Below are 18,828 nucleotides of genomic sequence, written 5' to 3'. Positions count from 1 at the left end.
CTTCGTTCCGTGTCCCCGGGGAGTCTGGCTGCCCCCGCCGCGACGGTCAACGTGTATGGCCCGGTCTCGGTCGTTGACCGCTCGAACGGGTGATGCGAGGGTGCGTTTCTGCACGGGCGACGCCGTGTTGCGGTACAGCGAGACCACACGACAGACGGAGGAATTCGGCGATGACGACGGGTGCGACCGAGGCGTTTCGCGCTGCGCGCGACTTCCTGCTCGAACACCGCGAGGATCAGCCCACCGCGTGCCGGGACTTCCCGCGCCCCGAACCCGCCGAATTCAACTGGGCGCTCGACTGGTTCGACGCGATCGCGCGCGACAACGACACCACCGCGCTGTGGATCGTGGCCGAGGACGGCACCGACACCAAGGTCTCCTTCGCCGAGTTGTCCCGGCGTTCCGACCGGGTCGCCGGGTGGTTGCGGGCGCGGGGCGTGCGGCGCGGCGACCGGATCCTGCTCGTGCTCGGCAACCGGGTCGAGTTGTGGGAGGCGATGCTGGCCGCGATGAAGCTCGGCGCGGTGATCATCCCGGCCACCACGATGCTGGCGCCGGTCGACCTGACCGACCGGGTCACCCGGGGCGGCGTCGCGCACGTGATCGCCGAGTCGGCGGTGACGGCGGGCTTCGCCGAGGTGCCGGGCGAGTGGACCCGGATCGTGGTGGGCGAGCCGACCGAGGGCTGGCTGTCGTTCGACGACGCGCGGGTATCCGACGCCCCGTTCGCGCCCGACGGGCCGACCGCCGCAAGCGACCCGCTGCTGCTCTACTTCACCTCCGGCACCACCGCGCAGCCCAAGCTCGTCGGGCACACCCAGGCGAGCTATCCGATCGGGCACCTGTCCACCATGTACTGGATCGGCCTGCGGCCCGGCGACGTACACCTGAACATCTCCTCGCCCGGCTGGGCCAAGCACGCGTGGAGCAACTTCTTCGCCCCCTGGAACGCCGGTGCCACGATCCTGATCGTGCGTCAGGAGCGGTTCGCCGCCCGCCCGTTGCTGGACACCATGGTGCGCTGCGGGGCGACCTCGTTCTGTGCGCCGCCGACCGTGTGGCGGATGCTGGTCCAGGAGGACCTGGGCGCGTGGCGCACCTTGTTGCGCGAGGTGATCGGCGCGGGCGAGCCGCTGAACCCCGAGGTGATCGAACAGGTGCGGGCCGCCTGGGGGTTGACCATCCGCGACGGCTTCGGGCAGACCGAGACCACCGCGCAGATCGGCAACGCGCCTGGGCAGGAGGTCCGTCCGGGCTCGATGGGCCGCCCGCTGCCCGGATACACGGTGGCGCTGGTCGACCCGATCTCCGGCGAGGTGGTCACCGACACCGGCGCCGAGGGCGAGATCTGCCTCGAACTGGCCGCGCGCCCACTGGGTCTGATGGCCGGCTACCTCGACGACCCGGAGCGCACCGCCGAGTCGATGCGCGACGGTTTCTACCACACGGGCGACGTCGGCACCCGGGACGCGGACGGCTACATCACCTACGTGGGCCGCTCCGACGACGTGTTCAAGGCGTCCGACTACCGCATCTCGCCGTTCGAGCTGGAGAGCGTACTGATCGAGCACGACGCGGTGGCCGAGGCCGCCGTGGTGCCCTCGCCCGATCCGGTCCGGCTCGCGGTGCCCAAGGCGTACGTGGTGCTCGCCCCGGGGCACGAGCCCACCCGGGAGACGGCGCTGTCGATCCTGCGGCACGCGCGCGCGGTGCTCTCGCCGTACAAGCGGGTGCGCCGGATCGAGTTCGCGGAGTTGCCCAAGACCATCTCCGGCAAGATCCGCCGGGTCGAACTGCGGGGTAGAGAGCGCGAGTTGCACGACGAGGACCTGGCCTCGCGCGGCACCCTGGAATGGTTCGAGGAGGACTTCCCCGAGCTCAAGGGCAGCTGACCCGGGGCGGACGAACACCCGGTTCGCGCGGGGGCCGAGCCGGGCCCGGCCCCCGCGCGGCGGCTCAGATCTTGTCGGCGATGATCTTCGCGATCGCGATGTGCTGCGCGCGCGGCAGATCCTTCGCGGCGGGTGACAGGCTCACGTGCATGTCGACGATCACGTCGCCGTGCGTCTTGGCGAAGTAGACCTCGGGGACACTGGGCGCCGGGTAGCTGCCGGTGCCCGGCACGTACAGCGTGGGGAATGCGCCGAGGTCGGTGATCGGCTTGCCGTACTTCGACACCTCGTTCTTGGCCACCACGCTCTCCGGCGTGTCGGCGCCCTTGCTGCTGCGCAGGAAGTACTGCAGGGTCACCAGTCCGGAGTCGCCGGGCCCGTAGTAGCGGCAGGTGCGCAGCGTCTCGTCGTTCTTGGTGCGGGTGACCTCGGTGTTCAGCACACCCTTGAGCTCGGCGGGCGTGAGCAGTTCGCAGAACGCCTTGGGGTCGAGGTTGCCGGTACCGCCGGGCTTGGTGGTGCCGGGCGCCGTCGCCGGCGCGGTGCCCTTGCCCCCGCCGGGCTGGGTCGCGGGTGCGCCGGTCGCCCCGCCGGTCGAACCGCCGCCGGCACTCGCCTGGGGCGCGGCCGTGGCCGGATCCTTCTTCTTGTCGTCGTCACCCTTGACCTTGTCGGCCAGGCCGCAGCCGCTCGACAGAGCGATGACGGACGCGGCGACGAGCAGTCCCGAAAGGGCAGGCTTACGCAGGTACAACTGGTTCTCCATCCCCGTGTGGCGACCCGGCGCCGTCTTCCACCCCCGTGGACGCGTGACGGGACGTCACGCCGGCGCCGCTCGCTCGATGTTGCCGGTGCGTGTGTTCGGCAGGGTGAGGCTAATGCACGAAATGGCCCGCCGCTGAAGTGTCGTGGGAGCGATACCGTGCCGGATGTGACGATTACCGCAGGTGACTTCGACCGGCTCGGACGGGCGGCGGCGCTGGCTTGGGGAGGCGCCCGTACGGCACTGGGGGTGGTCGCGCTGCTCGACCCACCCCGCGTGGCCCGCCCCTGGATCGGCGACGACGCGAACCGCACCGGAGCGCTGGTGTTCGCCCGCGCCCTGGGCGGCCGCGACCTGGCCCTCGGCCTCGGAACCATGATCACCGCAGCACGCGGCGAACCGATCCGCCTATGGGCCCTGATGGCCGCCGCTGCCGACGTAGGCGACGTCCTGATCACCGCAGCACACGCCAAGGCCCTCCCCAGAGGCCACCGCACCATCATCGCAACCCTGGCCGCCGGCTCAGCCCTACTCGGCACAACCCTGGCCCTAACAGAACGCCACACCCCCTGAAACATCCCCCCGCCCCCCACCACTCCCCCACCCCGCGCGCAGCCCCCCATTGGCGCGTCAGCGCCCCCGACCCGGGCCAACCCTGGAGATCGACGCGCGCAGCGCGGAGAGCGGCGGAGCCGCAAAGTTTGGGCTGGGTGACCCGGAGCGAAGCGGAGGGACACCCAGCCCCGAGCGAGGGGCCGCTTTTCTGCGGAGGAGCGAAGCGGAGGAGCAGAAAAGCGGCCCCTCGCGAGCCGGCGCGAAGCGCCCAAAAAGAAGCAACGCCGCCGACACGACTGCGGCCCCCCGCCCCGCTCACGTCGCGACTCCGCCCACCCGCTTCCCGCCCCGCCCGAACCGGCGCGAAGCGCCCAACAACCAGAGCGCCACCCCAGGTCGCCGGGCAACCGGGGCGGCGCTCATACCCGTCACACCATCACGCCGAGGCCGAGGGCGCCCCCGCCGCGACCTCCAAAGCCAATCGCCGCTTGTTCCAAAACGCCACCACCTCGAGCAGCAGCCCCGCGACAACCGCCAAGCCAACCGCAGTCCACGGCATCTGCGTACCGACCAGCTTCAGTTCGAAGAACCGCTGCAACCACGGCACCGTCAACACCAAGGCGAATCCCGCGCCCATCACCAGCACCAGCGCTATCCGCCACCACGTATACGGCCGCGCGATGATCGCCAGCACCCACAAGCCGACCAAAAACAGCGTCAGCGTCGCGATCGAGGTCTCCGCCGTACGCGTGGCGTCCGTCGCCCCGTAGTGCGAACGAGCCAGCAGATACGCGGTGAACGTCGCGGTGCCCGCGATCACGCCGGAGGGCCCGGAGTAGCGCAGCACCCGCCTGACGAAGCCCGCCCGGGCCCGCTCCTTGTTCGGCGCCAGCGCCAGGAAGAACGCCGGCGTACCGATGGTGAACCACGCGAGCAGCGTCAGGTGCCGCGGCAGGAACGGATACGGCACGTTGGCGATGACCACCAGGATGGCCAGCAGCACCGAGTAGGCGGTCTTGGTGAGGAACAGGTTCGAGACCCGCTCGATGTTCCCGATCACCCGCCGGCCCTCGCCGACCACCGACGGCAGCGTGGCGAAGCTGTTGTCGAGGAGCACGATCTGCGCGACGCCCTTGGTGGCCTCGCTGCCCGAGCCCATCGACACGCCGATGTCGGCGTCCTTGAGCGCGAGCACGTCGTTGACGCCGTCGCCGGTCATCGCCACGTTGTGGCCGCGCGACTGGAGCGCGGCGACCATGTCCCGCTTCTGCTGCGGGGTGACCCGGCCGAAGACCGTGTTGGCCTCCAGCACGTCGGCCAGTTCGTTCTGATCGGTGGGCAGCGTCCGGGCGTCCACCGGGTGGTCGGCGCCCTTGATGCCCAGCTTGGCGGCCACCGCGCCGACCGAGATCGCGTTGTCCCCGGAGATGACCTTGGCGGCCACCCCCTGGTCGGCGAAGTAATCCAGCGTCGCGCCCGCGTCGTGCCGCAACCGCTGCTCCAGCACCACCAGCGCCGCAGGCGTGACATCGGCCCCGTCGGGGCCGCCGACCAGCGCGTCGACCGTGTCCGCGAGCGCGGCGTCGGTACGCACGAGCAGCAGCACCCGCAGGCCCTGCGCGCCGAGCCGCTCGGCCTCGCCCAGCAGGTCGCCGTGCGCCTGCGTGGTCACCAGCACCTCGGGGGCGCCGATCAGCCACGTGGCACGGGCGCCGGCCACCTCGAAGGTCGCCCCGCTGTACTTGCGCGCCGAGGAGAACGGCACGCTCTCCACCGAGGTCCAGCCCTGCTCGACCGGGCACTCGTCGATGATCGCGGCCAGGCTCGCGTTCGGCCGGGGCTCGGTGGTGCCGAGCGCGCCGAGCGCGGAGCGCACCGGCAGGCCCTCGGCCAGCTCGCGGACCTCGGCGACGTTCATCCCGCCCTCGGTCAGCGTGCCGGTCTTGTCCAGGCACACCACGTCGACCCGGGCCAGGCCCTCGATCGCGGGCAACTCCTGGACCAGGCACTGCTTGCGGCCCAGGCGCACCACGCCGACCGCGAAGGCCAGCGAGGTGAGCAGCACCAGGCCCTCGGGCACCATCGGCACGATGCCCGCGATCATCCGGGTCACCGCCTCGCGCCAGGTGGTGTCCTCCAGCCGGTACTGGCTGATGATCAGCGCGATCGAGGCCGGGAAGAGGATCCAGGTGACGTACTTGAGGATCGTGCTGATCCCGTTGCGCAGCTCGGACGCCACCAGCGTGAACTTGCTGGCCTCCTCCATCAGCTGCGCGGCGTACGCCTCGCGACCGACCCGGGTCGCGGTGAACGCGCCGTTGCCGGCCACCACGAAGCTGCCGGACATCACCGGGTCGCCCGGGCGCTTGATCACCGGGTCGGCCTCGCCGGTGAGCAGCGACTCGTCGATCTCGAGGTTGTCGGCCTCGACCACGACGCCGTCCACGGCGGCCTTGTCGCCCGCGCCCAGCTCGATCACGTCGTCGAGCACCAGTTCGGACGGGGACAGCGCGATGGCCTGTCCGTCGCGGCGCACCACCGGCTTGGACTCGCCGATCACCGCGAGGCGGTCCAGGGTGCGCTTGGCGCGCATCTCCTGGATGATGCCGATCCCGGTGTTGGCGATGATCACGAAGCCGAACAGGCCGTCCTTGACCGACCCGACGGACAGGATGATCAGCCAGAGCACGCCGATGACGGCGTTGAACCGGGTGAAGACGTTCGCCTTGACGATCTCGGTGGTGGATCGGCTCGACCGCACGGGGACGTCGTTGACGTCGCCTCGCGCGACCCGTTCCGCGACGTCCGCGGTGGTCAGTCCGACGCCGAGGCGCACGTTCGGTTCGCTTTCTTTCCCGTCGGGTCTGTCGACCGGCGGGATGGCTGTCGTCTCTCCGGGCCCGGCGCCCGGCAACGGCTGAGTCATGGGTCTACCGTAAGTGCCCGGGGTGATCCCGGTTGGCGGTGGGCCGACCGTTGTGATCCGCCCACCGCCGCGGCGCCCTATTCGACGACCGTGACCGGTCCCAGATCGAGGGCTTCCATGGGCTCGCGGATCTTGTCCGCGTCACCGACGAGCACCGCCACCAGGCGCGCGGGATCGAAGCCGCGCGTGGCCGCCTCGGCGGCGTCCTTGGTGGCCACGTCGGCCAGCTTCAGGTAGAGCTCGGGCAGATAGCCGTCGGGCAGCCGCTCGGCGGCCATGTCGGCGAGCGAGTCGCACACCGCGCGCGGCGTCACGTACTTCAGCGGCGCGACCCCCACGATGCTCTGCACGGCCGCGTCCCGCTCGCCGTCGGTCAGGCCCTCGGCGGCGAGTGTGCGCAGCACGGTGACCAGGTCCGCGACGGCCGGTCCGGTGACGTCGGTCTCCACCGAGCCGTGGATGGCGAGCAGCGAGCCGTTCGGCAGCGACTGGTTCGCCGCCCGCACGCCGTAGGTGTAGCCCTTCTCCTCGCGCAGGACCCGGTCCAGGCGCGAGGTGAGGGTGCCGCCCAAGCAGTAGGTGCCGATGGTCAGCGCCGGCCACGAGGCGTCCTCGCGGCCCGGGCCGATCCGGCCCACCAGCAACTGCGTCTGCACACTGCCGGCGCGGTGCACGATCACCACGCGCGCGTGGTCGTCGGCGACCACCGGGCCCGGCCGCGAGGGCTCGGCGGGCGACGCGCTCCAGGTGCCGATGGTGCGCTCCAGCACACCCGTGACATCGACGCCCGCGAAGTCGCCGACCACCACGAGGGTGGCGGTCTGCGGGCGCACGTGCGCGGTGAAGAAGTCCCACACCGCCGCCCGGTCCACCCGCGCGACGCTCTCCGCGGTGCCCGCGCGCGGCCGGGACAGCCGCACCGCGTCGTCGAACAGCGTCGCGTTCAGCGCGAACGCCGCGCGCCGGGGCGGGCTGGCCATCTCGTGCACGATCTCGTCCAGCCGCTGGCGCACCAGACGGTCCACCTCGGCGGCCGGGAACGCCGGCGCCCGGACCGCGTCGGCGAGCAGCCCCAAGGCCCGCTCCAGGCGCGAGGCCGGCACGTCGAGCGCGACCCGCACACCGGGGTGGTCGGCGTCGGTGTCGATCGTCGCGCCGCAGCTCTCCAGTTCGGCGGCGAACTCCTCCGCGCCCATCCGATCCGTGCCCTCGGTGAACGCGCGCGCCATGATCGTGGCGACGCCCTCGCACTCGGTCGGCTCGGCGGCCAGCGGCGAGTCGAGCACCAGCTCGACCGCCACCACCTTCTGTCCGGGCCGGTCCACCCGCAACACCGCGAGGCCGTTGCCGAGCACCGAGCGCTCGGGCGCGGGGAAGGTCCATTCGCGGGCCGCTCCCGCGCCGGGGCGCGGGTGGAACACCATCTCGCCGGTCTGGGTCACGCGACCTGCTCCTCGTTCTCGTCCGCGTCGTCGGTCGGTTCGTACACGAGCACCGCACGGTTGTCCGGCACCAGGCGCTCGGCGGCAACCGCCCGCACCTCCTCGGCCGTGATGTCCAACAGCCGATCCAGCGCGGTGAACGCCAGGTTCGCGTCGCCGAACAGCGTCGCGTAGCGGCACAGTTCGTCGGCCCGACCGCCGACGGTGGCCATCGTGTCCAGGTAGGCGCGCTCCAACTGGGCCTGCGCGCGCTCGAGTTCGGCCGGGGTGGGGCCCTCCTCGGCGAACCGGGCGAACTCCTCGGCCAGCGCCGCGTCGATCGCCGCCACCGCGCCCGAGCCGGACGCCTTCACATCGAGCATGGCCACCGAAGCGGTCCCGGACAGCCGCATCAGACCGACCCCGGCGTACACCGCGAGTTCGTCGTGCCGCACCAGGCGGGTGTTCAGCCGCGAACTCTCCCCCTCGCCCAGCACGGTCAGCGCGATGTCGGCCGCGTCGGCGCCCCGGGTGCCGTCGGCCGGCATCCGGTAGGCGGCCATCAGCGCGGGCGAGGGCACCTCCTCGTGCACCGTCTCGCGCAGCTCGGCGCCGATCACCGGCGCCAGTGCGCCGTCGGCCGGCACCGGCTTGCCGTCGTGCGCGGGGATCGTGCCGAAGTACTTCTCCACCCAGGCCAGCGTCTGCTCGGGGTCCACGTCGCCGACGATCGCCAGGACCGCGTTGTTCGGCGCGTAGTAGGTCCGGAAGAAGGCCCGGCAGTCCTCCAGGGAGGTGGCGTCCAGGTCGGCCATCGAACCGATCGGCATGTGGTGGTAGGGGTGGCCCTCGGGGAAGGCCATCGCCACGAGCCGCTCCCACGCGGTGCCGTAGGGCACGTTGTCGTAGCGCTGCCGGCGCTCGTTCTTGACCACGTCGCGCTGGTTGTCCAGGCTCTCCTCGGTCAGTGCCTGCAGCAGCCCGCCCATGCGGTCCGCCTCCAGCCACAGCGCGAGTTCCACCTGGTGCGCGGGCATCGTCTCGAAGTAGTTCGTGCGCTCGAAGCTGGTGGTGCCGTTGAGCGAACCACCCGCCGACTGCACGAACTCGAAGTGCTCGTTGCCGTGCACGTTGGCCGAGCCCTGGAACATCAGGTGCTCGAAGAGGTGCGCGAGCCCGGTCCGCCCGGGCCTTTCGTGCCGTGAACCCACGTCGTACCAGAGGCAGACGGCGGCCACGGGGTCGACGTGGTCCTCCGAGAGCACCACGCGGAGCCCGTTGCCGAGGGTGTGCGTGGTCGCGGTGAACCCCAACGATGCAGTCGCCGGTCCTGCCATAAGCCCATCCGTCCTCTCCTGGAGGGTGACCGCCGCGACGGCGGCCACCCTCACCCTAACGACGCGCGGGACCGGTTCGACTCCCGCTCGCGGGGCTGTTCGCGACGGGCGAAGCGGGACGCGCGGAGCTACTGCTGGTAGCCCTCGACCTGGCGCGCGGGACGCGCCGCGGCCGTCTCCGGATCCGCGCCGGCGTCGCGCAGCGCCTGACGCTGCCTCAGCAGATCCCAGCACCGGTCCAGTTCGGCCTCCACCTCGGCGAGCCGCCCGTGTTCCTCGTCGGTGGTGAGCGCGCCTTGCGCAAGTCGGTCGCGCAAGGCACGCTCCTGCTCGACCATGTCGGTGATGCGGTCGCGGATCTGCTTGTCGTCCATCGCGCGGAACCTTTCTTCCTCCTGCTCGAACGGCGGCCGGGAACTGCGGCACAACCGTGGGCCAAAGGGCTGTCCTTCCCCCCTCGCACGGCCCCCAAGCACGCTGTCACCCGGGTCGATGCACTCACTTGTCGCACCGGCGCGCCACAATGGGCACGCCGTGCGGGCCGTCCCCGGCCGCGCCGCCCTCGGGCGGACACGGGAGACACGGCCCGGCGCCGGCCCGAAGAAGCAAAGGAGCAACGCCGCGCATGGCCCGCCGTAGTACGAAAACCTCCGGTCCGCAGCCACCCGACGACTTCGAGGAACGCATCCTCGACATCGACGTCGTCGACGAGATGCAGGGCTCCTTCCTGGAGTACGCCTACTCGGTGATCTACTCGCGGGCACTGCCGGACGCCCGCGACGGGCTCAAGCCCGTACATCGCCGCATCCTGTACCAGGCCGCCGAGATGGGCCTTCGCCCCGACAAGGGCTACGTCAAGTGCGCCCGCGTCGTGGGCGAGGTGATGGGCAAGCTGCACCCGCACGGTGACGGCCCCATCTACGACACCCTGGTGCGCATGGCGCAGCCGTTCTCGATGCGCCTGCCGCTGATCGACGGCCACGGGAACTTCGGCTCCCTCGGCGGCGACGACCCGCCCGCCGCGATGCGCTACACCGAGTCCCGGCTGTCCACGGCCGCGATGTTGATGGTCGACTCGATCGACGAGGACGTCGTCGACTTCGGCCCCAACTACGACGGCCAGGAGCAGGAACCGGGCGTGCTGCCCGCCGCGTTCCCGAACCTGCTCGTCAACGGCGCGTCCGGGATCGCGGTCGGCATGGCGACCAACATGCCGCCGCACAACCTGGTCGAGGTGGTCGCCGCCGCCCGGCACCTGATCCGCCACCCCACCGCCGACCTCGACGACCTGATGCGCCACGTGCCCGGCCCCGACCTGCCCACCGGCGGTCGGATCGTCGGCCTCGGCGGTGTCCGCGACGCCTACGAGAAGGGCCGCGGCACGTTCAAGATCCGGGCGACCGCCACGGTCGAGTCGGTCACCGCGCGCCGCAAGGGCATCGTGGTCACCGAACTGCCGTACAACGTCGGCCCGGAGCGGGTGATCGCCAAGATCAAGGAGCTGGTGCAGTCCAAGAAGGTCCAGGGCATCGCCGACCTGAAGGACCTCACCGACCGCTCGCACGGCTTGCGCCTGGTCATCGAGATCAAGAACGGCTTCAACCCCGAGGCGATCCTCCAGCAGCTCTACAAGCTGACGCCGATGGAGGAGACGTTCGGCATCAACAACGTCGCCCTGGTCGACGGCCAGCCGCTCACCCTGGGTCTGAAGGAACTGCTCCAGGTCTACGTGGACCACCGCTTCGAGGTGGTCCGCCGGCGCAGCGAGTTCCGCCGCCGCAAGCGCCAGGAGCGCCTGCACCTGGTCGACGGCCTGCTGGTCGCGCTGATCGACATCGACCGCGTGATCGAGCTGATCCGCTCCAGCGACAACTCCGCCCAGGCGAAGGAACGCCTGATGGAGACGTTCTCGCTGTCCGACATCCAGGCGTCCTACATCCTGGACACCCCGCTGCGCCGGCTCACCCGGTTCGACCGGATCGAACTGGAGGCCGAGCAGGAGCGGCTGCGCGCCGAGATCGCCGAGCTGACCAAGATCCTGGACGACGACAAGCTGCTGCGGAAGGTCGTCTCCGACGAGTTGGCCGCGGTGTCCAAGAAGTACGGCACGCCGCGCCGCACGGTCCTGCTCGAATCGGCCGACGTCCCCGCCGCGGCGGTCCCGCTGCAGGTCACCGACGCGCCGTGCTCGGTCCTGCTGTCCTCGACCGGCCTGCTGGCCCGCACCTCCACCGGCGGCCCGCTGCCGCCCGAGGGGGGCCGGGCCAAACACGACCTGGTGGTCTCCTCGGTCGCGGCGACGGTGCGCGGCGAGGTCGGCGCGGTCACCAGTACCGGCAGGCTGCTGCGGATCAACGTGGTCGACCTGCCCGCGCTCCCGGAGACCGCGACCGCGCCGAACCTGGCCGGCGGCGCCCCGCTGTCCGAGTTCGTCTCCCTGGAGTCCGACGAGCGTGTGGTGTGCCTGACCACGCTCTCCGCCGACTCCCCCGGGCTCGCGCTCGGCACCGCGCAGGGGGTGGTCAAGCGGGTCGTGCCGGACTATCCGGCCAACAAGGACGACCTGGAGGTGATCGCGCTGCGCGACGGCGACTCGATCGTCGGCGCGGTCGAGTTGCGCACCGGCGAGGAGGACCTGGTCTTCATCACCGACGACGCGCAGCTGTTGCGCTTCCAGGCGTCCATGGTCCGGCCCCAGGGCCGCCCGGCCGGCGGCATGGCCGGCATCAAGCTTGGCGACCGGCAGTCCGTGCTCTCGTTCACCGCGGTCGACCCGGGCGCCGACGCGGTGGTGGTCACCGTGGCCGCGTACAGCGGCGACGCGCTGTTCGGCGCGGAACACGGCACCTGCAAGGTCACCCCGTTCGCCGAGTATCCGCGCAAGGGCCGGGCCACCGGCGGGGTGCGCTGTCAGCGCTTCCTCAAGGGCGAGACCACGCTGCGCCTGGCCTGGGCGGGCCCGGCGCCGGCACGCGGCTCCGACGCCAAGGGGCAGCCGGTCGAGCTGCCCACCCCGGACCCGCGTCGGGACGGCTCGGGCACCCCGCTGGCCAAGCACGTCGAAGTGGTCGGCGGTCCACCCGGCGCGGTCTGACCGAGGAGCCCGCCCCACGGGCCGGCTCCCACGAAACGGGCCCCCGCGGCGTCCCTCGCCGCGGGGGCCTCTCCCGTCCCGGGGCGTCCCGACCACGGCCGGGACGCCCGCTCAGCGCGCCGCGAACTTCTCCAGCAGTTCGATCGAGCGCGTGTACTTCTTGCGCAGTCTCACCTGCGTCGCCGGATCGAGCTGACCCAGGCGGGCCTCGGACCGGTTGTCCGCGATGTCCGCCCGCTTGACCACCAACGCGATCGGGTCCGCCGCCGCGCGGGCCATGCTGCGCTCCAGCGGCTCGCCGGGCAGCTTGGACAGTGCGATCACCGCGGCCACCACCTGCTCCGGCACACCGGCGGCGCGCAGGTCGTCCGCACCCACCGGCGTGTCCTCGATCACATCGTGCAGGACCGCCGCCATCCGCGTGTAGGTCCCCTCGACGTGCTGCATCACCCGCAGCGGGTGCGTGATGTACGGGTGACCACCCTTGTCCAACTGACCGTCGTGCGCGGCCCTGGCGAGCGCCACCGCGTCGTCCAACGTGAAGCCGGCTATCGCCGGGCTCCCGTCGGTCCGTCCCTGGGGCATGGCCGCCTCCCATCGTTACCGTGTGCAACAACCGTACCGGGATCACCCGATCGGGGCGCTCGGGGCGGGGCCGATCCGGTGCCCGCCTCCGCTGCGGCTGTACCGTGCACGGTCGTGGAAACCTGCGTCTTTCTCTCGCACGAACTGGCCGAGCCGATGGCCGGCACCGCCCCCACCACGCGCGGATGGCTGCTGATCGAGCATCCCGGGCCGTGGGCGGCGAAGGCGCTGGTGGACAGCCGGGGTCTGGCCGACGGCGTGGGTCGCGAACTGGAGGCGCGCGCGGCACGGGCGGGCTTTCGCGCGACGCTGATCCGCAGGCCCGACGAGACGGGCGCGCGGGCCGAGGCGGAACCGGCCGAGCCCGACGCGCCGCGCACGGTCTTCCTGGCCTGGACCGAGCCGGGCGCGACCTGGCTGCGCCGCCTGCTCGTGAGCGACGTCACCGAGCTGCTCGCCCACGATTTCGCCGCGCTCGCCGGACCGGTCGAGCCCTCGGTGGGCGAACCGGTCGCCGAGCCGTTGATGCTGATCTGCACGAACGGCAAGCGCGACCGCTGCTGCGCGGTCGAGGGCCGCCCGCTGGCCGCCGCCCTCGCCACGAGCTTCCCGGAGGCCACGTGGGAGGCCACCCACCTGGGCGGGCACCGATTCGCCCCGACCGCCGTGGCGCTGCCCCAGGGCTACCTGTACGGCCGCCTGGACCCCGTCGCGGCCGGCGCCGTGCTCACCGCCGCACGCCGCGGCGAGATCGCACCGGAGCACTGCCGGGGCCGGGCCACCTGGTCCCGCGCCGGCCAGGCCGCCGAACTCGCGGTCCGGGAGGAGTGCGGCGAGCGCCGGGCCGACGCCCTGTCGGTGCACGACGAGCGGGCCGAGGACGACGGCGGGTGGACCGTACTCGTCCACCACGTCGACGGGCGCCGCTGGACCGTGGTCGTGAACCCGCGCGAGGAGGCCCCGGCCCGGCCGGAGAGCTGCGGCAAGGGCGGCGGCCTCCCGATCAGCATGCGGGCCAGGGTGGCGGCGACCTCGCGTCAGTAGGCGCCCGCCCCGGTCAGCGAACGCACCTCCATCTCGGCGTACTTCGCCGCGTCCGCCTCCTCGTCCGAGCGCAACGTGCCGATCCAGCCGCACAGGAAGCCGATCGGGATGGACACGATCCCCGGGTTCTCCAGCGGGAACCAGTGGAAGTCGACACCGGTCACCAGCGGCGTCTTGCCCCCGGAGACCACCGGCGAGAACAGCACGAGCACAAGCGCCGAGCCGAGCCCGCCGTAGATCGCCCACACCGTGCCGTTGGTGTTGAACCGCCGCCAGAACAGCGTGTAGAGCAGCGTGGGCAGATTCGCCGAGGCGGCCACCGCGAAGGCGAGCGCGACCAGGAAGGCGACGTTGAGCTTCTGCGCGGACAGGCTCAGCCCGATCGCGATCCCGCCGATCACGATCGCGGACAACCGCGCCGCCCGCAGTTCGCTCTTCTCCTCGGTCGCCTCCTTGCGGATCACGTTCGTGTACAGGTCGTGCGCGAACGACGCCGAAGAGGCCAGGGTCAGCCCGGCCACCACCGCCAGGATGGTCGCGAACGCCACCGCCGCGATCACCGCGAGCAGCACCACACCGCCGAACGTGTCCGGCCCGCCGCCCAGTTCCTCCGCGAGCAGCGGCAGCGCGGTGTTGCCCGCCGCGTTCGACTTGCGGATCTTGTCCGACCCGAGCACCGCCGCCGCGCCGAACCCGAGCACGATGGTGAGCAGGTAGAACGTGCCGATCAGCCCGATCGCCCACATCACCGAGTGCCGCGCGGCCCGCGCGGTGGGCACGGTGTAGAACCGCACCAGGATGTGCGGCAGCCCCGCGGTGCCGAGCACCAGGGCGATGGCCAGGCTGATGAAGTCCAGTCGGCTGGTCAGGTTCTTCCCGTACTTCAGGCCCGGTTCGAGGAACTGCTGCCCGTGGCCGCTGGTGTGCGCGGCGGTGTGCAGCAACGCGTCGAGATCGAAGTGGAATCGCCACAGGACCAGCAGGGTCATCAGGATCGCGCCGCCGAGCAGCAACACCGCCTTGACGATCTGGATCCAGGTGGTGCCCTTCATCCCGCCGAAGGTCACGTAGACCACCATCAGCGCGCCGACCCCGACGATCGTCCAGGTCTGCGCCGAGCCGCCGCTGTCGCCGAGCAGCAGCGCCACCAGCGTGCCCGCGCCGACCATCTGGGCGATCAGGTAGAAGATCGAGACCACGATCGTCGCGGCGCCGGCGGCGGTGCGCACCGGCCTGCGGCTCATCCGGAACGCCACCACGTCGGCCATGGTGAACCGGCCGCAGTTGCGCACGAGTTCGGCCACGAGCATGAGCACGACCAGCCACGCGACCAGGAAGCCGATCGAGTACAGGAAGCCGTCGTAGCCGAACAGCGCGATCAGCCCGGCGATGCCCAGGAAGGACGCCGCCGACATGTAGTCGCCCGCGATCGCGAGCCCGTTCTGCGCGGCGGAGAACTCCCGCCCGCCGGCGTAGAAGTCGTTGGCCGTGCGGTTGTTGCGACTGGCCCACACGGTGATGCCGAGGGTGATCAGCACGAAGACCACGAACAGCAGGCCGGTCAGGCCGCGATGGCCGGCGGCGGCCGCCAGGTGCGGGCCGGTCATCGGAACATCTCCTGGGTCTCCCAGCGCAGGTTCAGCGCCGCGCGGTCGCGCTTGGCCCGGGCGTTGCGCGCGTACGCCCACGTGATCGCGAAGGTGCTCGCGAACTGGAGCAGCCCGAACGCCAGCGCGACGTTGAACGTGCCCAGGAGCCGGTGCGCCATGAAGTGCCGCGCGAACGTGGACGCGAACACGTAGAGCAGGTACCACGCGAGGAAGGCCAGCGACATCGGGAAGACGAAGTCGCGGTAGCGGCGCCGAATCTCCTGGAACTCGGGGCTCGCCTGCACGCGCAGGTAGATCTCCGCCGCCGGATCCGGCTCCGGGTCGCCGAACGGCACACCCAGGGTGGGTGTGGGTCGGTACGAACTGGTCGTCACCGTAGCTCTCCTCGTCGATCGCCGAACCGCGCGATGCCTCCCGGTCCGAGCGCCGACACAGGCGTTCGATGGGACTGGTGTTCAGCATGGTCAGCGGGCGCGGGCCGCACGGCCAGGTTCTGCGCGATTCACCTGTACGGATGAACCACCGGCACGGCCGCGCTCCTGGCGCCGCCATGCGTCGTGGAATCGTCTGGCCAACGAGGGGTCGAGCTCCGCCGATACGGGAGACCGGTCGGTCACACGCCAATGAGTGACATTGGTCCTTCTATCGCAGATATACGGAGTGTTTGGTCAGGATGTCCCGATCATGAAAAAGCCGGGCCCGATGGGACGAATCCCACCGGGCCCGGCGTGTGTGCGACGGGAGTCCTCGAACCGGGATCCCCGGTGCGAGGGACCTCGATTCAGGCGTCGATGCGCGACCGGTCGAGCAGCGACGCGGAGTTGGTGATGAACTCCTTGCGCGGCGCGACCTCGTTGCCCATCAGCAGGTCGAACACCCGCTCCGCCGCCTCCAGATCGCCGAGGTTGATCCGGCGCAGGGTGCGGTGTCGGGGGTCGACCGTGGTCTCCGCGAGCTGATCGGCATCCATCTCGCCCAGGCCCTTGTAGCGCTGGACCGGGTCCTTCCAGGCCACGCCCTTGCGCTCGAATTCGAGCAGCGTGCGCCGGAGTTCGCCGTCGGAGTAGGTGTAGACGTACTTGTCCTGGCCCTTCTTCGGCCGGGACAACTCGATCCGGTGCAGCGGCGGGACCGCGGCGAACACCCGGCCGGCCTCGACCATCGGGCGCATGTAGCGCTGGAAGAGGGTCAGCAGCAGGCAGCGGATGTGCGAGCCGTCGACGTCGGCGTCGGCCATGAAGATGATCTTGCCGTAGCGGGCCTGGTCGATGTCGAAGGTGCGCCCCGAGCCGGCCCCTATCACCTGGATGATCGCGGCGCACTCGGCGTTCTTGAGCATGTCCGAAACGGACGCCTTCTGCACGTTCAGGATCTTGCCCCGAATCGGCAGCAGGGCCTGGAACTCCGAGTTGCGGGCGAGCTTGGCGGTGCCGAGCGCGGAGTCGCCCTCGACGATGAACAACTCGCTGCGGTCGACGTCGTCGCTGCGGCAGTCGGCCAGCTTGGCGGGCAGCGCCGAGGTCTCCAGGGCCGTCTTGCGACGCTGGGCCTCCTTGTGCTGCCGCGCGGCGATCCGGGTGCGGGCCGCCGAGACGACCTTCTCCAGGACGGCGCGCGCCTGCGCCTTGTGGTCGCGCCCGGTGGAGGTCAGGAACGCCTTGAGTTCCTTGGACACCACGTTCTGCACGATCCGCGCGGCGGCCGAGGTGCCCAGCACCTCCTTGGTCTGCCCCTCGAACTGCGGCTCGGCCAACCGGACGGTGACCACGGCGGTCAGCCCCTCGGTGGCGTCGTCCTTGGTGATGTCGTCCTCGGCCACGCGCAGCAGCTTGGTCGAGCGCAGCGCGTCGTTGACCGTGCGCCGCAGCGCCTGGTCGAACCCGGCGACGTGGGTGCCGCCCTTGGGGGTGGCGATGATGTTCACGAACGAGCGCAGCGTCGAGTCGTAGCCGGTGCCCCAGCGCAGCGCCACGTCGACGCCCAGCTCGCGCTGGACCTCGGTGGGCACCATGTGTCCCTGCTCGTCGAGCACGGGCACGGTTTCCTTGAACGTGCCGGAGCCGGTGAAGCGCAACACGTCGCAGAGCGCGCGGTCGGGAGCGAGGTATTCGCAGAACTCGCTGATCCCGCCGGAGTAGTGAAAGACCTGTTCGTCTACTTCGCCCTGATTCGCCCCATTACGCTCGTCGCGAACAACGAGGGTCAGTCCGGGCACCAGGAACGCGGTCTGGCGGGCCCGCGCGTGGAGCAGTTCGAGGTCGAGGGCGGCGTCCTTGAGGAAGATCTGCCGGTCCGCCCAATAGCGGGTCCGGGTCCCGCTCTTGGCCTTGGCGATCTTCTTGATTCGGCGCAGTCCGTTACCACTGCTGAACGGAGCGTCGGCGCCGAGGTCGGCGAACTCGCCGGGCACGCCGCGGCGGAACGAGATGGCGTGGGTGTGTCCGCCGCGGTCCACCTCGATGTCGAGTCGGGCGGACAGGGCGTTGACCACCGACGCGCCGACGCCGTGCAGGCCGCCGGACGCGGCGTAGGAACCGCCGCCGAACTTGCCACCGGCGTGCAGCTTGGTCATGACGACCTCGACACCGGACAGGCCGGTCTTGGGCTCCACGTCGACGGGAATACCGCGACCGTTGTCCCGAACCTCCACCGAGCCGTCCGCGTGCAGGAGCACCTCGATCCGGTCGCCGAAGCCCCCGAGGGCCTCGTCGACCGAGTTGTCGATGATCTCCCACAGACAGTGCATCAGGCCCCGACTGTCGGTGGAGCCGATGTACATGCCGGGGCGCTTGCGGACCGCGTCCAGACCCTCGAGGACGAGGAGGTGCCGTGCGGTGTAGTTCGAGTGGTCGGGCTCGCCCGCCAGGAGCGCGGTGGACTGCGCGGTCGTCTGGGCGGTCACGCGGTGCAACTCCTCGCATGTAGTCGAGTAGTCGGATCGCCGCGTACGCGTCGATCCGTACGGCGCGTTCGCGGTGTGTCGAACCCACCGAAGTGGGCCCGGTGATCACCCTCGTCGCGCCGGAGAGCAAGGCTACCGGGGCCGGAAGACACCCCGACGACGGCTCGCCGCCGCATACTAGCCGGCATCCGAACACATCTTCGACCACCCGATCGGGTGGCCGGCATGAACCGTACGCGCACAGGGCACGTCCTATGCACAAGGAACGAGTTGCAAAAGGGGTGTGCCGAGAAGCTGTTGAACATGACACGATCACCCCGGGAACGTTCGAGGCTGATTTGATGTTGGACATCGATGAAGGCTTCGTCGAGTAGAGAAGAGGCGACGTGAATTCGGTTCTGACACCCGCCAGTCCGTTGACGGCCGCCGACCGTTGTGATCGGTGCGGCGCCCAGGCATACCTTCGGGTTGTCCTTTCCAGCGGCGGCGAACTGCTGTTCTGTGCGCACCACGCCCGCAAGTTCGAGCCGGAACTTCGGAAGGTGGCCGTGGAGATACAGGACGAGACCGACCGCCTCACGGCGGTCCCCGTTACCGCACCGGACGACGACAACTGACCAAACAGCCGACCCTCTGAGATCCCGACGAGCAGACATCGCGCCGATGGCGGCCACCGAGGTGGCCGCCATCGGCGTCTGT

General features: G+C 70.9%; 14 protein-coding genes. 5 read left to right on the top strand and 9 right to left on the bottom strand.

What is annotated here, in order from left to right; translation table 11 throughout:
* The first annotated feature begins 170 nt into the window (after positions 1-170).
* The gene (locus ACMXN5_RS24115) at positions 171-1,892 is read left to right on the top strand and encodes an AMP-binding protein (protein WP_439676947.1); all 1,722 of its coding nucleotides are present in this window, start codon (positions 171-173) and stop codon (positions 1,890-1,892) included.
* A gap of 64 nt (positions 1,893-1,956) precedes the next feature.
* Here ACMXN5_RS24115 and ACMXN5_RS24110 read toward each other — a convergent pair whose 3' ends face one another.
* A complete protein-coding gene (locus ACMXN5_RS24110) occupies positions 1,957-2,646 on the bottom strand; it encodes a hypothetical protein (RefSeq protein WP_439676946.1) in 690 nt (229 codons plus the stop codon).
* A gap of 177 nt (positions 2,647-2,823) precedes the next feature.
* On the opposite strand from ACMXN5_RS24110, the gene ACMXN5_RS24105 reads away from it, so the two are divergent.
* Entirely contained in the window at positions 2,824-3,228 is a 405-nt protein-coding gene (locus ACMXN5_RS24105; protein WP_439676945.1) for a hypothetical protein, read from the top strand.
* Positions 3,229-3,646: 418 nt separating this feature from the next.
* Here the strand turns inward: ACMXN5_RS24105 and ACMXN5_RS24100 are convergent, their stop codons facing one another.
* From ACMXN5_RS24100 to ACMXN5_RS24085, 4 genes are all read right to left on the bottom strand, one after another.
* On the bottom strand, positions 3,647-6,136 hold the full coding sequence (locus ACMXN5_RS24100) for an HAD-IC family P-type ATPase (protein ID WP_439676944.1): 2,490 nt from the start codon (positions 6,134-6,136) through the stop codon (positions 3,647-3,649).
* Between the two features lie 77 nt (positions 6,137-6,213).
* Complete coding sequence (locus ACMXN5_RS24095; protein WP_439676943.1) at positions 6,214-7,578, bottom strand: M16 family metallopeptidase; 1,365 nt, start codon at positions 7,576-7,578, stop codon at positions 6,214-6,216.
* Positions 7,575-8,894, bottom strand: coding sequence for a M16 family metallopeptidase (locus ACMXN5_RS24090; protein WP_395788495.1), 1,320 nt, complete (start codon positions 8,892-8,894; stop codon positions 7,575-7,577). The genes ACMXN5_RS24095 and ACMXN5_RS24090 overlap by 4 nt, the downstream gene beginning before the upstream one ends.
* 128 nt (positions 8,895-9,022) lie before the next feature.
* Positions 9,023-9,268, bottom strand: a complete 246-nt coding sequence (locus ACMXN5_RS24085) for a DUF2630 family protein (RefSeq protein WP_379996044.1) — start codon at positions 9,266-9,268, stop codon at positions 9,023-9,025.
* Between the two features lie 251 nt (positions 9,269-9,519).
* Between ACMXN5_RS24085 and ACMXN5_RS24080 the strand changes: the two genes are divergently transcribed.
* On the top strand, positions 9,520-11,988 hold the full coding sequence (locus tag ACMXN5_RS24080) for a DNA topoisomerase (ATP-hydrolyzing) subunit A (protein WP_395788493.1): 2,469 nt from the start codon (positions 9,520-9,522) through the stop codon (positions 11,986-11,988).
* A gap of 111 nt (positions 11,989-12,099) precedes the next feature.
* On the opposite strand, the gene ACMXN5_RS24075 is transcribed toward ACMXN5_RS24080, so the two are convergent.
* Entirely contained in the window at positions 12,100-12,573 is a 474-nt protein-coding gene (locus ACMXN5_RS24075) for an HD domain-containing protein (protein WP_439676942.1), read from the bottom strand.
* 114 nt (positions 12,574-12,687) lie between these two features.
* Between ACMXN5_RS24075 and ACMXN5_RS24070 the strand changes: the two genes are divergently transcribed.
* Positions 12,688-13,617, top strand: a complete 930-nt coding sequence (locus ACMXN5_RS24070) for a sucrase ferredoxin (RefSeq protein ID WP_439676941.1) — start codon at positions 12,688-12,690, stop codon at positions 13,615-13,617.
* Here the strand turns inward: ACMXN5_RS24070 and ACMXN5_RS24065 are convergent.
* The 3 genes from ACMXN5_RS24065 to ACMXN5_RS24055 all read right to left on the bottom strand — a co-directional run bounded on the left by ACMXN5_RS24065 (position 13,611) and on the right by ACMXN5_RS24055 (position 18,129).
* Entirely contained in the window at positions 13,611-15,224 is a 1,614-nt protein-coding gene (locus ACMXN5_RS24065; RefSeq protein ID WP_439676940.1) for a solute symporter family protein, read from the bottom strand. The genes ACMXN5_RS24070 and ACMXN5_RS24065 overlap by 7 nt on opposite strands.
* Positions 15,221-15,601 (bottom strand): DUF485 domain-containing protein, encoded by a 381-nt coding sequence (locus ACMXN5_RS24060; protein WP_439676939.1) that lies wholly within the window; start codon positions 15,599-15,601, stop codon positions 15,221-15,223. Before ACMXN5_RS24060 ends, ACMXN5_RS24065 begins: the two co-directional genes overlap by 4 nt.
* A gap of 407 nt (positions 15,602-16,008) precedes the next feature.
* On the bottom strand, positions 16,009-18,129 hold the full coding sequence (locus tag ACMXN5_RS24055) for a type IIA DNA topoisomerase subunit B (protein ID WP_395788483.1): 2,121 nt from the start codon (positions 18,127-18,129) through the stop codon (positions 16,009-16,011).
* A 386-nt stretch (positions 18,130-18,515) separates the two neighbouring features.
* Between ACMXN5_RS24055 and ACMXN5_RS24050 the strand changes: the two genes are divergently transcribed.
* The gene (locus ACMXN5_RS24050) at positions 18,516-18,746 is read left to right on the top strand and encodes a DUF7455 domain-containing protein (protein ID WP_020555816.1); all 231 of its coding nucleotides are present in this window, start codon (positions 18,516-18,518) and stop codon (positions 18,744-18,746) included.
* Positions 18,747-18,828 lie beyond the last annotated feature (82 nt).

This window comes from Embleya australiensis (assembly GCF_051903075.1).
GTDB lineage: Bacteria > Actinomycetota > Actinomycetes > Streptomycetales > Streptomycetaceae > Embleya.
Note: the sequence above shows the minus strand (reverse complement) of the source record. Positions and strands in the feature narration are given on the sequence as shown.